Origin of the sequence: Nocardia alni, from assembly GCF_019038435.1 — a bacterium.
Lineage (GTDB): Bacteria > Actinomycetota > Actinomycetes > Mycobacteriales > Mycobacteriaceae > Nocardia > Nocardia alni.
In genome coordinates this window covers 41925-54724 of the sequence record NZ_JAGPOX010000060.1, presented here as the reverse complement: position 1 = coordinate 54724, position 12800 = coordinate 41925, and the positions used below count along the sequence as shown (strand labels likewise).

10 protein-coding genes are annotated in these 12800 nt (G+C 67.0%); 5 read left to right on the top strand and 5 right to left on the bottom strand.

The genetic code is table 11. From position 1 onward, the window contains the following. Positions 1-399: 399 nt before the first annotated feature. The 5 genes from JZ791_RS22675 to JZ791_RS22655 form a co-directional block, all read right to left on the bottom strand. Complete coding sequence (locus JZ791_RS22675; protein ID WP_216897199.1) at positions 400-1320, bottom strand: zinc-binding dehydrogenase; 921 nt, start codon at positions 1318-1320, stop codon at positions 400-402. Positions 1321-1614: 294 nt separating this feature from the next. After that, positions 1615-2229 carry an acetate uptake transporter gene (locus tag JZ791_RS22670; protein WP_216897198.1) on the bottom strand — a complete coding sequence of 205 codons (615 nt, stop codon included), beginning with the start codon at positions 2227-2229 and terminating at the stop codon, positions 1615-1617. Positions 2230-2525: 296 nt separating this feature from the next. Next, positions 2526-4871 (bottom strand): LuxR family transcriptional regulator, encoded by a 2346-nt coding sequence (locus tag JZ791_RS22665; RefSeq protein ID WP_216897197.1) that lies wholly within the window; start codon positions 4869-4871, stop codon positions 2526-2528. A gap of 182 nt (positions 4872-5053) precedes the next feature. Continuing rightward, the gene (locus tag JZ791_RS22660) at positions 5054-6049 is read right to left on the bottom strand and encodes a beta-ketoacyl-[acyl-carrier-protein] synthase family protein (protein ID WP_216897196.1); all 996 of its coding nucleotides are present in this window, start codon (positions 6047-6049) and stop codon (positions 5054-5056) included. 1 nt (position 6050) lies between these two features. Then, positions 6051-7097 (bottom strand): 3-oxoacyl-ACP synthase III family protein, encoded by a 1047-nt coding sequence (locus JZ791_RS22655; protein ID WP_216897195.1) that lies wholly within the window; start codon positions 7095-7097, stop codon positions 6051-6053. A 522-nt stretch (positions 7098-7619) separates the two neighbouring features. Here JZ791_RS22655 and JZ791_RS22650 point away from each other — a divergent pair. The 5 genes from JZ791_RS22650 to JZ791_RS22630 all read left to right on the top strand — a co-directional run bounded on the left by JZ791_RS22650 (position 7620) and on the right by JZ791_RS22630 (position 12798). Continuing rightward, positions 7620-9311: a fatty acid CoA ligase family protein gene (locus JZ791_RS22650; protein ID WP_216897194.1), complete on the top strand. Its 1692-nt coding sequence runs from the start codon at positions 7620-7622 to the stop codon at positions 9309-9311. Beyond that, positions 9308-9601 carry a hypothetical protein gene (locus JZ791_RS22645; protein ID WP_216897193.1) on the top strand — a complete coding sequence of 98 codons (294 nt, stop codon included), beginning with the start codon at positions 9308-9310 and terminating at the stop codon, positions 9599-9601. The genes JZ791_RS22650 and JZ791_RS22645 overlap by 4 nt, the downstream gene beginning before the upstream one ends. A 2-nt stretch (positions 9602-9603) precedes the next feature. Further along, complete coding sequence (locus JZ791_RS22640; RefSeq protein ID WP_216897192.1) at positions 9604-10632, top strand: NAD-dependent epimerase/dehydratase family protein; 1029 nt, start codon at positions 9604-9606, stop codon at positions 10630-10632. 210 nt (positions 10633-10842) lie between these two features. Next, positions 10843-11673: an alpha/beta fold hydrolase gene (locus tag JZ791_RS22635; protein WP_216897191.1), complete on the top strand. Its 831-nt coding sequence runs from the start codon at positions 10843-10845 to the stop codon at positions 11671-11673. A gap of 357 nt (positions 11674-12030) precedes the next feature. Further along, positions 12031-12798, top strand: a complete 768-nt coding sequence (locus JZ791_RS22630) for a serine hydrolase (protein WP_254206126.1) — start codon at positions 12031-12033, stop codon at positions 12796-12798. The last annotated feature ends 2 nt before the right edge of the window (positions 12799-12800 follow it).

The following is a 12800-nucleotide window of genomic DNA, read 5'->3' as shown; positions in this document are numbered from 1 at the left end:
CCTACTGGCCCGGATCGAGCGGCACGAACAGAAAGAGCACTCCCAACAGCCCACCGACCGCACTCACCAGACTGCCGCATCACCGGCAGCCGCGTGAACCCCCGAAGAACTTGCGGGCGGGACCACTAAGGACTTCACCAGCGAGTAACACCGGAAGAACCGTAGTCAGCGGACGATCGATGGTTACCTGCAGCGCATTGGGTACTTCACCAACTTCCTTGGGACGGAGAATCTTTCGACGTCCGGACCCGACATCACCCGGGACCGCATCGGAGATATTGTCAAGATCTGTGGATGGGCTGAGTTTCGGCGAGCTTCTGTGTTGTAGCGTGAACCGCCCTTGGCGGCCCGGTGCGCGCAGGCCGCCTCCGGCCGTGATCGGTGAAGAGTGTTGCGGCGCTACGAAGCCGATGGCTGGTCTGCCACGTCGAGGATGGCCTTGCCGTTTACTCGGCGGTCGCGTAGCGCGGTGGCACCGTCGGCGAACCGCTGCAGTGGCCCGTGCCACCCGATTTCCACAGGCAGGGCACCGGACTCGACGAGGTGTACGAGGTCGGCCAACTCGGCGGCCACTGAGCCCTGGATGACGAATGACGTCAGCGATTTCGGCGGGCCGATGGTGGAGTACGGCGGGAACACCGCGGGCTCACCCGAGGTCCATCCGATGCTCTGTAGGCTGCCATCGGGAGCGAGCAGTTGCCAGGCCGCGACCAGTTGCGGGCCCCCGACGCTGTCGAGCACCACGTCGACAGGCGCGTCGATGCCGTTGAGGCCGACTACGACCTTGTCCGCGCCCAGCTCTTCCAGACCTATGCCGCGCTCGACCTGCCCAACCGAGGCGATCACGTGCGCTCCGGCCATCGAGGCCAGCCGTACGGCGAAGCGGCCGACCCCGCCGGACGCGCCGGTGATCAACACACGTCGGCCGAGCACTGCACCGCTCGCGCGTAGCGACCGCAACGCGGCCACGCCGGCCACCGGGAGTGCCGCTGCTTGTACGAGGCCCACCGTTGCGGGGACCTCGGCCAGTGCGCCGAGGTCGACGACGACCTGCTCGGCGAACGCCCCTTGTGCCAATGCCACTACCCGGGTGCCGGGTGGCGGGCCGGTGGGTCCCGACCGCAGCACGACCCCGGCGACATCGGAACCGAGCACCGCCCCAGGAGGGACACGTCCGGACCGGGCATCGTTGAGGTCCCCGTAGTTCAGCGCGGCCTGCCGCACTTCGACCAGCACCTCATCACCAGTAGCGACCGGCTCGGCGATTTCGGTGAGACGCACGGCCTCGGGCGCGGATGGGTCCACCACCAGTGCACGCATGCGGCTACTCCTCTCGGTTCATGATCGCCAACAGTGGCCACCGGTCGAGTATTCCTACGGGTCGGGCTCGCCGGAGATACTGTCAATCCGATGGATGGGTCGTTTCGATCAGCTTGTCGGCCATGGTAATTCCGGCCGCATGAGAGCCCGGCCCCTTGGTGACCTTGGTCCGGAGACGCGAGGAATTCCAGCAGCACATCGAGGTCGTCGGCGATTCTCGAGGGGAATGGCGAAGACGACTCGGCTCCCGATGGAATCCATCGGGAGCCGAGTCGCCTTTGTGGACTTGCGGGCTTACGCGACCAACGGCGCGCCGACGGGAAGGCGGATCTTGCCGCCGATGCCGTTGGCTACGTTGGCGGCGGAGGCGTACCAGGCGACCAGGGCGGTGATTATGCCGATGTAGCCGCCGATTTTGACTACGGTGTCGCTGGTGGAGAAGTTGCCGATGAACAGGAAGATTTCGGTGAGTTCCAGGGTTAGGAAGACGCCGAAGACGGCTATGTTGACCTGGAGGGCCAGGATCATCATGTAGGTGTTGAAGATGGCGAAGGCCAGCAGGATCCAGCCTAGGTCGTAGGAGCTCTGGTGGCCGGTGGCGTGGGGGGCGACCAGGCGGGCCCATAGGCCGAGGCCGATCCAGAAGCCGCCGTAGGTGGAGAACGCGGTCGCGCCGAAGACGTTCTTGTTCTTGAACTCCCACATGCCTGCTAGGAGCTGGCATAGGCCGCCGTATGCGAAGGCGTAGCCCAGCCAGGCGTTGCCGGTGGAGGAACCGGCCCAGCCGGCGTTGACCACCGATAACAGGAAGGTGGTCAGGGCGAATGCGCCCAGGCCCAACGGGGCCGGGTCGGCGATTGTGGGCGCGGCGGGAGTGGATTGAACGGTGCGATCGTCGCTGACGGTCATTCTGAATTCCTTTGCAGGAGTGGCTCGCTTGGCCGACGTCGCACTCCGGCGAGGACCACCGTGGTGCAACGCTCATGACAGAGTAACGCCGCGCGGCCCTGCAAGAGACCGGTTTGCCGGGTTTCGGGTGAAGTGCTGAGCGGGTGCTTCCCGAGTCGCCAGCGCCACGCCGGGGAGCGACCCGCCGCTCCCCGGTATGTGACAACCGGGTCTACCCGTTGCCCGAAGATATTGTGGTGAGCCAGATTCGTATGCCGTGACCTCGGCGGATACCCGATCCGGCCGGGCCGAACGGGTTACCCTGCTGCGGATTCCGCGTCGGGCAGGTGCGCGGCCAGGACGAAACGCAGTTCGCCGCGCCGGGCGACCGAGAGTTTGCGGTACACCCGGGTCAGATGTTGCTCCACCGTGCTGGGGGTGATGTGCAGGGTGTCGGCGATCTCGCGGTTGCGCTGGCCGAGCGCGGCCAGTTCCGCGACCCGGCGTTCGGCCGGGCTGAGTGTGTCGACGCCGGTCGGCGTCAGACAGACCCCTGGGAGGGGTTCGCGCGCCACGTTCTTCGCGACGGGGCGTTCGCCGCGTGCCGCACAGCCGGCCGAGCTGTCGGCTCCGCACAACGTGGCCAGACGAGCGGCCTCCCGCAGCAGCGGGCGAGCCTTGTCGACGTCGCCGACCGAGCGGTGTGCGCGGCCCAATTCCGCCAGGGCCGTGGACAATTCGAGGCTGTCGCCGCCGGCGCGTGCGACGGCCACCGCGTGGCGCAGCAGTGGCACGCGGCGGTGCGGATCCCCTGCGGCGGCGAGCAGCCGCAGCGATACGGCGCCGGTGCGATGCCGGTCGGGCCCGCCGATCAGCTTGAGATGCATGGTGGCGAACGCCTGTGCCCGGCGCGGCTCGCCCGCACTCAGATACGCTGCCGCCACGTCGTTGCGCCAGGGCACCAGCCAGCCGAAGTCCATATTCCACTGCCGCATCAACTCGCCGCAGCGCCGGAAGTAGCGCAGCGCGGACTCCGGTTGCCCGATGGCCAGGCAATGGTGCCCGTAGGCGTGCAGGTACGGTAGCGCGAAACGGGATTCGAACATCGCCCGCGGCACCGGCCGGCGCAGCTGTGCGGCCGCCTCGGCATGCCGGCCCTGTGCGGTGAGCGCGCGCACCAGCACCGCGATCGGCCGCCCGGCCCAGACGCCCAGGTGCTCGGCCGGGACGAGATTCAGTGCCATGGCGGCATTGTCGGCGGCGGCGGTCAGATTTCCCTTGCGCAGCAGTGTCTCCGCGCGCAGCCCCGCGAAAATGGACCGCCAGGTCGGTGCGTGCCGGGCCTGTGCCTCGGCCAGCAGCGACACGCACCAGGCGTCGGCGGTGTCGAGCCGATCCAGCTGGATCAGGCAGTCCACGGCCACCACCAGGGCCTCGAGCGTGCTCGAATCCAGGCGGTGTGCGGCCAGATTGCGCTGTGCCAGGCCGACGAGACGCGCGGGCGGATGCTGCACCGACAGCGCGGTCAGCAGGTCGGTGCTCAGCGGGCCGGGGCTGGTGGATGACGTGCCGAAGGTCGGCGGATCGGGCGGATACCGCGGCGGTTCGGCGTCGGCGGCCGAGGCGGTGCAGGCGGCTCCTCCGTCGCTTGTCGACCTGGTCACCGTGCGTCCTCGACCGGACTCGGCGCCACCGGTGGCGACCTCCCCGGCCCGGGGATGTCCGACGAACAGCCTGCGGTGTCGATCGGCATGTATCGGATGCATGTATCGCAGCCAGGCACACAGGAATTCGTTGCGTGCGGCCGCGTCCGACAGCGGCGGCTGGTAGGCCAACCGGGTGAGCGCATGATCGACCTGCTGGGTGTACCCGTGCCACAACATGCGCAGAATCGCCTGGGGGAGTTCGGCCTGCGGCACCCGCCCGCTGTAGAGAGCGGATTTCAGGCGGGCGAAATTCTTCGTCCGCGGGGAGGGATCGGTGCGCCACTCCAGCCCGACCAGTCGCATCGTGATCGACGCGCGGTCCTCCGCCCGTCGGCTTGCGCGATAGGCGAGTTCCAATCGCTGTGCGGCACAGCTGAGTTCGTCGTCGTCAAGCGACTGATCGGCGGCCGTGACGAGTACCTGAGCGGCCCACGAGCCGCGGACGGCGCCTGCCCGGGCAAGATGCAGTGCCGTGGCCGCGGCGGGGAATCCGTTCCGGTGCAGCAACTCCGCAGCCCTGCGATGGAGGTCGCGAAGTTCGGCGACGGGCAGATCGCGCAGGACGTGCGCGGCGATCGCGGGATGTGCGAAGCGCGCCTGCTCGAGCAAGCCGGCCTCGGCGAGCTGATGCAGCGTGCCGCGCATCTCGTCGGGGTCGGCATCGGACAGGGCTGCGACGAGTTCGACGGTCGCGGTGTCGGTGGCGTCCATGGCGATGCTCACGGAACTGCCCGGCCCCACGGGTGCGACGGTGTCCATGGCGGGGATCTCCTCGGTGGAGGTGACGATGTCCAGCACCGCGACCGCGCGAGCCGCCCGCAGACGTGCCGGGTCTGCGCTGCGCAGCAGGATTTTCAAGCTGTCGTCGTCCGAATGCCGGGCGCGTACGGGACGCGCGCCCGGCGTATCGGTGACGATCGGTGTGAGGTCTCGGTCCCGAGCGACCGAACGCTGCATAGTGGATCCCTTCGTTGATCGGGTGTGCCCGACTGAGGGGCCACGCGAGAGCAGCGTGTGGGGGAGCGGCATCGTTGCAGCAAGGCGCCTGCGGCGCACGGGAATTCAGCCGGTGCACAACTCATCGAGACGACCGCCGGGAGGTCCGACGCCCCCGGCGGCCGTCTCGTGTGTGAAATATGCTACACGTCAACGTGTTTGGTTTGCATATCGGCGCCGACACCGACCAGATCCACCGGTTGCGGCCAATATGCCAGGCACGCCGCGGAGCTCTCGTCGGCGGCCAGGAATACGACACTGCGTGCGGTGGTGAGCAGACCCGCCTCCTGTGCACCGAGGTAGGCGTGCACGGGAGCGGCGGTATAGGGGTCCCCACTGTCCGGGGACACCCCGGCGACGGCCGTGGACGGCAGGCCGAGCCGGTATGCCAGCTGCTCGCGGAATCCGGGGCGCGGCGCGGGCGCGAGCAATATCGCCCGCCCGGTGGCGAAGTCGCCCGGGCTCAGGCCCTCGTAGTCAAGGCATGCGCGCACCACCCGCACGGCGTCCGCGAGCGGGTCGCCGTCGCCCGCGCGTACCGTCAGCGCCGAGCGACCGTTGGCTCCGGCCGCGCTGAGGTCCGCCCACGCGGTCGGTTCCGCGGCGCCGGGTCGCTCGGTGGTGTGCAACCGCCCGAATCCTCCTGCGGCGGGTGAATGGTGCAGCAACAGTGCCGCGCCGCCCGCGCGGTAGGGGAATTCGTCCACGACCCGCTCGGTGGAGGGGTGGGTGTCGCCCGCGACGATCAGCGCGTACTCGGAATTCCCCGGCGCCAGGAACGTTTGCGCGACCATCAGCGCGTGCACGAGTCCGGTGCCGCCGTTCATGAGATCGAAGGAGAAGGTCGGAACTCGCCCGGTCCGGTACTCCAGGCCGATCTCGAGCCGCTTCTGGATCAGTGCGGCGACGGCCGGTTCGGAGACGTTGCTGTCGCGGAAGACACCGGTGTTGACCATTGTTCCGATCTGATCGGGTAACACCCCGGCCCGCTCCAGACAGGCTCGGCCGGCACGGGCGGCCAGCTCGAAATAGCTTCCGGTGTCCGCGTCGGTACAGACGGCCGCGGAAACGATCGCCGTACGCCCACCCGTCGCCCGGTCATCACCGGTCACCGAATCACTGCGCGATGCTGTGGTCATCTCAGGCCTCCAATCGGGAGATGGTCGCGGCCAGGTGACCCGAGACGATGCCGGACGCCTCCGGAATCAGCAGCACCTTGGACCCGCGCGGAATCCGCTTGCGGGCAAGGTGTTCGTGCAGCACGAGGAAGTGCGAGGTGGAGGCCGTGTTGCCGAATTCTTCGAGCACGTTGAGCAGCTGCGGCATCGGGGTGCCGAAATGCTGCTCGGCCAAGCGGCAGATGTGCTCGATGGCCGGGCCGCTGAACTGATGGTGGATCCAGTAGTCGTATTTCTCGCTCTCCCAGCTGCGTCCGGTCTCGGTGAAGAAGTCCGACATCCGCGACAGGGCCTGTGCGTAGCGGTGTTCGCTGGCCAGCTGGCGGTTGTCGGTGTACATCGCGATGCCCTTGGACTTATCGCTCGGCATGCCGAGGCAGAATTCCGCGCCGTAGGCGGTCGTGGTGAGCTCGACGTAGTGGATTTCGTCGTTGTCGTCGCCGCGGTCGTCGACCATGACCGCGACGGCCGCGTCGCCGACGGTGAGCGCGGCGAACTGCGGATCGTAGGGTTTGTCGATCTCGCGCATCGCGGTATCGGCGATGGGGGTGATCTGCTCGCCGCTGACCACCAGGCCGTTGCGCACGACCCCGGCCTTGATCATGCGGTCCAGCACCATGACTCCGGTCATCATCCCGGCGCAGGCGTTGGACAGGTCGAAATGCAGGGCGTGGGTGTTGCCGATCGCATTGCGCAACATCAGCGCGAAAGCCGGTGCGTAACAGAACAGATCGGGCCCGCGGAAGCGGGTGATGGATACCGAGATCACCACGTCGATGTCGTCCGCGGTGTAGTCCGAATGGTGCAGGCAATCCTCGATCGCCCGCAGCGCCAGCACGAACGACGATTCGTAATTGTCCGGATCGGAATTATGGACGTGGCGATTCTTGATCCCGGTGATGCGTTCCAGGTCCAGGGATCTAGGCATCGCCAGTCCGGCGATCAGCTCTTCGGTGGAGCGAACGGTTCTGGGTGTGTATGCACCGAGCGATTCGAAACGTGTACGCATGGCCCCCTACCCTCTGGATTGTTTTCGGGTGTGGTCGAATTCTGGTGCGGCGTGTTAATCGGCTGAATGATCGAATGCCGGGGCGCCGTCGTTATCCAGTAGCACCAATGCCGAGGTGGACATTACCAGGTGCATCGCGTTACGTAGGGCCGCGATGGCTGCCTCGGGAGTGGACACCTCGAGGGTGTATTGCCGGATCAGGGCCTTGCCTACCTGGGTAAATGCCCTTGGCTGCCATGCTGTGAATATTCGAGTAGGGGGGTCTGTAGGGGGTGGGGTCGAGCCATTGTCGTTACCTTCTGACACATATAAGTTACTGCGCTGAAAGGATTCCGACCAGTGCATGCGGTAGCGGCGGGGGGTGTAAAGTGGTAGCGTCGGATTCACCGTTTCTCGCGTACCTTCACCTATGTCTGGGAGAAGTATGCTGTATTCAATTGTGAGCAGAGTCAACTATTCCACGGAACGGAATTCCATCGTCTGCTGTTCCCGACCGGATGCAAGAATATATGAGGGGACAATATGACTGCTGTCGCCTACTGGCGTGCACTCGATCGATTCAGCGGAATTGTTGCCGACCATCCTGACCGAGCGGCGGTGATCTACCCCGATGGAAGCGCAGCGACCGGACTGCCGGAGTATCGCCAGCTCACCTACGCGGAACTCGACGCTTGGACCGACGTCATCGCCGAAAAGCTCACCGCCGCAGGTGTTGCTCGCGGGACGCGGACGATCGTGCTGGTAACGCCGGGGCCCGAGATGTACGCCGTGTTGTACGGACTGTTCAAGATCGGTGCCGTGCCGGTGCTGATCGATCCGGGCATGGGCCTGCGAAAGATGCTGCGCTGCCTGCAGGCCGTGGACGCCGAGGCGTTCATCGGCGTACCGCAGGCGCAGATGCTGCGGATATTGTTGCGCCCCTTGTTCCGCCGCGTCCGGCTGGCGGTGACGGTCGGCGGTCCCCGTTTCCTGCCGGGGCCCAAGTTGGCCGACTGGGGACGCGAACCGGTTGCGGTGCAGTCGAATCGAGTGCCGGCGCCGGATGACGACCCGCTACTGATCGCCTACACCACCGGCAGTACCGGACCGGCCAAGGCCGTCGTCCTGACCCACGGCAATATCGGCGCGATGGTCGATCAGGTGGACGCGGTCCGCGAACGCGTCGCGCCGGGCACTTCGCTGATCACCGCGCCTGTGGCGGGCATCCTGGAATTGCTGCTCGGATCGAGATGTGTACTGCCGCCGTTGATCCCGTCCCGTGTCGGGGCCACCGATCCGGCCCATGTGGTGGACGCGGTCAACAGATTCGGTGTGCGCACCATGTTCGCCTCACCCGCCGTGCTGATCCCGCTGCTGCAACACGTCCGCGAGTCCGGCGCGCGACTGGCGACCCTGCACAGCATCTATTCCGGCGGTGCGCCGGTGCCCGACTGGTGTGTCGCGGGCCTGCGGCAGGTGCTGCGCGAGGACGTGCGCGTCTATGCCGGATACGGTGCGACCGAGGCGCTGCCGATCTCGACCATCGAATCGCGGGAGTTTCTGGAGGGTCTCACCGAACGCGCGCAGCACGGCGAGGGAGTGTGCGTGGGCCGCACGGCACTGCACGTGCGGGCGCGAATCGTCCCGATCACCGACGAGCCGCTGCCCACCTGGGCCGATGTGCCGGCGCGGGAGGCCGATTCGGTGACTGCGGGCGCCGATGTGCTGCGCATCGGTGAATTGGTGGTCGCGGGACCGAATGTCAGTACCCGGTACGTCTGGCCGGAATCGGCGAATGCGACGGGCAAGATCGCCGACGGGGATACCGTATGGCATCGCACCGGCGATCTGGCCTGGATCGACGAGCAGGAGCGAATCTGGTTCTGCGGCCGCAAGTCTCAGTGTGTGCACAGCGCGTCCGGACCGATGTTCACCGTCCAGGCGGAGCAGGTGTTCAACGCTCTGCCCGGCGTCGCGCGCACCGCCCTGGTAGGTGTCGGGCCGCGCGGGGCGCAACTGCCCGTGCTGTGCGTGGAACTCGAGCAGCACGCCGACCGGTCCGTCGTGTACGCGTCACTGCTGCACCGTCGCGCCGAATTCGATATCACCACACCGATATCGCAATTCCTGTTCCATCCCGGATTCCCGGTCGATATTCGGCACAACGCCAAGATCGGCCGGGAGAAACTCGCGCCGTGGGCCGCTCGTCAGCTGCGGTCGAAAGAGGTGTCATGAATGTCGATGCGGTGAAAACCGCTGTACTGCGCGCCGTCCCGGTGCTCGGCTGGCTGTATCTGCTGGCCGGGCTGATCGCGGCGCTGCTGGGCCACGCACCCTCCAGCCGGATATTGCGGGTGGTCTGGTGGGCCGATGCGCTGCTGAGCACCGTCGGCCACGCCGCCCAGATCCCCATGGCCCTCGCGGCGGACGAACTCGCCAGCCGCTCGCGCGTGCGTACCGCGGTCATGACGCAGATCTTCGGATTGACCTGGTGGCGCACCGGTATCCACCGCACGGAGGTGTGAGGATGCGAAGCCTGGTCACGGGGGCGTCAGGATTTCTCGGCGGCGCACTGGTGCGCCGCCTCGTGCGAGAAGGCGATGAGGTCGCGATCCTGGTGCGGCCCAGCAGCGATCTGAGCGATCTGCGCGAGGTGATCGATCGTGTGCGGGTGATCACCGGCGATCTGGGCGACGAATCGTCGCTCGAGCGCGCGGCCACCGGTGTCGATGTCGTATTCCACAGTGCCGCACGGGTGGACGAGCGGGGGACCCGGCAGCAGTTCTGGACGCAGAACGTCCGGGCGACCGAGCGATTGGTGAGCGCCGCCCGCAACGGCGGGGCGTCACGGTTCGTTTTCATCTCCAGCCCCAGCGCCTTGATGGACCGGGACGGCGGCGATCAGATCGACATCGATGAGTCGACGCCTTTCCCACGCCACTACCTCAACCACTACTGCGAGACCAAGGCCGCCGCCGAACGGCTGGTTCTTGCCGCCGACACAGCGGATTTCACCACCTGCGCACTGCGACCTCGGGCGATCTGGGGCGTTGGGGATCGATCCGGGCCGATCGTGCGGTTGCTGGACCGTGCTCGGGCGGGCACACTGCCGGACCTGTCGTTCGGCCGCGACGTCTACGCCTCGCTGTGCCATGTCGACAATATCGTCGAGGCCTGCGTACTGGCCGCGCGGTCGGAAAGCGTCGGCGGGAAGGCGTATTTCGTCGCCGACGCCGAGCGCACGAACGTCTGGGAGTTTCTCGCGCAGGTCATCGCAGATCTCGGTTACGCACCACCGCGCCGCCATCCTGATCCCCGCCTGGTCGAGGCGATCGTCACGGGCATCGAAACCCTGCGGCGCATACCGTATCTCGCCGAGCGCTGGTCGCCTCCGCTGTCGCGCTACACGGTCGCGGTGATGACCCGCAGCGGTACCTACGACACGTCCGCTGCCGTCCGCGATTTCGGTTACCGACCGGTGATCGATCGGGACACTGGAATGGCCGCGCTGAAGGACTGGCTGCGGGCGCGAGTGGCCGAAGATATACCGGGATGACGTGAGCGTCGCAGCAATGATGTTGTGAGTCTTGCAGTAATGGCGCGTTGACCAGGGAGTTCGGTCCGTTCCGCCGCGACTTGTGTTACGCCGAGTACCGGTTACTATGGAGGCAGAGCCCAGATCCAGGGATGATCGAGGATCGTTCCGTCCGGGCAGGCGATGCAGCCACAAGGGCATGCAGAACGCACTCAACGAGGAGAGCGCCCGATGCCGGTGTTCGATTACCACGGCGTGCCCGTCGCGTTCGAGCAGGCGGGCTCCGGGGCGCCGATTCTGTTTCTGCACAACATCGGTGGTGATCGGACCATCTGGTCGCAGCAGTTCCGCGCTTTGCAGGCCACGCATCGCGTCTACTCCCTGGATCTGTTCGGTTTCGGCGAATCCGGTATTCCCGACTCGGGATACACCGTCGCGAACTATCTGCGACTTGTCTCCGAATTCGTGGATGACCGCGGCCTGCGCGATATCACCTTGGTGGGGCACTGTTTCGGCAGCGCGCTGTCGCTGCTGTACGCCCGCGCCAATCCGCGGCGCGTGCGCACGCTGGTGCTGTCGAGCCCGCTGACCGCCGCGACCCTGCGGCCCACCCCGACCGGCTGGGCCGCTCGCGCGGCCCGGCATCTGTCGCTGGACGGACTGGCCGGTGCCGTGCGCCTGCCCGGCCCAGCCGCGCGCCTGGTCGTCCGCGAGCAGCTCGGACCCCGCGGCCGTGAGATGGACGACGGGATCTTCGCCGGGCTGGATCGGCGCTGGGCCGACCGGCGGCGCCTACTGCCCACCGTCGCCCTCGCGCGCGATCTGCCGCGCCTGGCCGAACTGGACGAGTTCCGCCCGGGCCCGCAATTCCCTCCGATCGTCACCATCTGGGGTGCGAACAACCGAATCCTGTCTCCGGCGGCCGGAGCTCGCCTCAACGAGACCCTGGCCCCGGTGCGCGCCATCACGCTGCCTCGATGCGGCCACCTGGTGATGCTGGAGGCGCCCGAAACTGTCACCGCCGCGATTTCCGCCGCGACCGCCTCGGCCTTGGCGGGTTGATCTTGCCTGGTCGACGCGATGCGGCTCACCGACTTCACGCCGTCTTTCCTTGATGCTCGAAACTGTCACCGCTGCAAGCGCTTCCGCGATAAGCTAGATCACGACGGGTCGAGCGCACGGCTCGTCCTCGTCGACGACCTCGTCCTTTGTTCGCACGCGGTGACAGCCGGACCGCCACATCGGTGCATTCGGTCACAGTATGGCGTCGACTCTTTGTCAAGCTGCCACGCCGCCGTAGCGTAGCAAATATCTAGCATCCGACCAGCTGTCGAGTCATATGAGCGAGCGATCCGTCGACACAGGGCGCGCGGCGCATGTCGCAGCGCGGCGGAGGCATGAGGGATCGAGGAGGTTGTCATGGGATGTCGCATGGCCGTAGTGGGGGTTTTCGCGACGGGGGCCTGTCTGTTCGCCGCGCCGGCGTGGGCGGATCCGCCGGTGCCGAATACGGCGCCGATCGACTCATCGATCAACGGAGTCCCGGGCCGGACCTCGATCTCGTTGCGGGTGGATGTGCTGGGTATGCAGTGGGGCACGCCCAACGACACCCAGTCCCGCGCGGGCCTGTCGATGGTCAAGCTGTACATCGTCGACTACGCGCTGCACCACGGCGACGGCTCCGCGCAGGACCGCCAGCTGGGGGAGCGGATGATCCGCTACTCCGACGACTCGGCGGCCGACGTCCTGTACGCCAAGTACCCGAACTCGATCGACGCGACCGCTGCTCAGTACCACCTGCCCGCGACCCACTCCGGTGTCGACTGGGGCAGTTCGTACACCAGCGCCGCGGATCTGACCGCATTCCTGGACGATAAACAGCGCACCGACCCGGGCTCGCCCATCCTCGGCTGGATGGCTCAGGCCGCTCCGGTCGCCGCCGACGGCACCCACCAGAACTGGGGCACCGCGCACCTGCCGGGTGTGATCGGGAGCAAGTGGGGCTGGTCCGATTACGGCCCGCAGCAGGTCGCCTCGGCGTCCTACGGTCCCGGCTTCACCGTGGCCGCCCAGACCGACGGCAGCCCGCAGGATCAGACCTCCGATGTGCTGGGCGCGCTGAAGGGCTCGGTGCTCGGGGTGCCGCTGCCGTTCCCGGTGCCCTCGGCATGGGGGCCGCCCCGGTAGTG

Excerpts from the sequence above, each read along its gene's own strand:
- JZ791_RS22675 (WP_216897199.1), bottom strand. The coding sequence starts at position 1,320 with ATGCGTGCACTGGTGGTGGACCCATCCGCGCCCGAGGCCGTGCGTCTC.
- JZ791_RS22635 (WP_216897191.1), top strand. The coding sequence starts at position 10,843 with ATGCCGGTGTTCGATTACCACGGCGTGCCCGTCGCGTTCGAGCAGGCG.
- JZ791_RS22640 (WP_216897192.1), top strand. The coding sequence starts at position 9,604 with ATGCGAAGCCTGGTCACGGGGGCGTCAGGATTTCTCGGCGGCGCACTG.
- JZ791_RS22660 (WP_216897196.1), bottom strand. The coding sequence starts at position 6,049 with ATGACCACAGCATCGCGCAGTGATTCGGTGACCGGTGATGACCGGGCG.
- JZ791_RS22655 (WP_216897195.1), bottom strand. The coding sequence starts at position 7,097 with ATGCGTACACGTTTCGAATCGCTCGGTGCATACACACCCAGAACCGTT.
- JZ791_RS22645 (WP_216897193.1), top strand. The coding sequence starts at position 9,308 with ATGAATGTCGATGCGGTGAAAACCGCTGTACTGCGCGCCGTCCCGGTG.
- JZ791_RS22670 (WP_216897198.1), bottom strand. The coding sequence starts at position 2,229 with ATGACCGTCAGCGACGATCGCACCGTTCAATCCACTCCCGCCGCGCCC.
- JZ791_RS22630 (WP_254206126.1), top strand. The coding sequence starts at position 12,031 with ATGGGATGTCGCATGGCCGTAGTGGGGGTTTTCGCGACGGGGGCCTGT.
- JZ791_RS22665 (WP_216897197.1), bottom strand. The coding sequence starts at position 4,871 with ATGCAGCGTTCGGTCGCTCGGGACCGAGACCTCACACCGATCGTCACC.
- JZ791_RS22650 (WP_216897194.1), top strand. The coding sequence starts at position 7,620 with ATGACTGCTGTCGCCTACTGGCGTGCACTCGATCGATTCAGCGGAATT.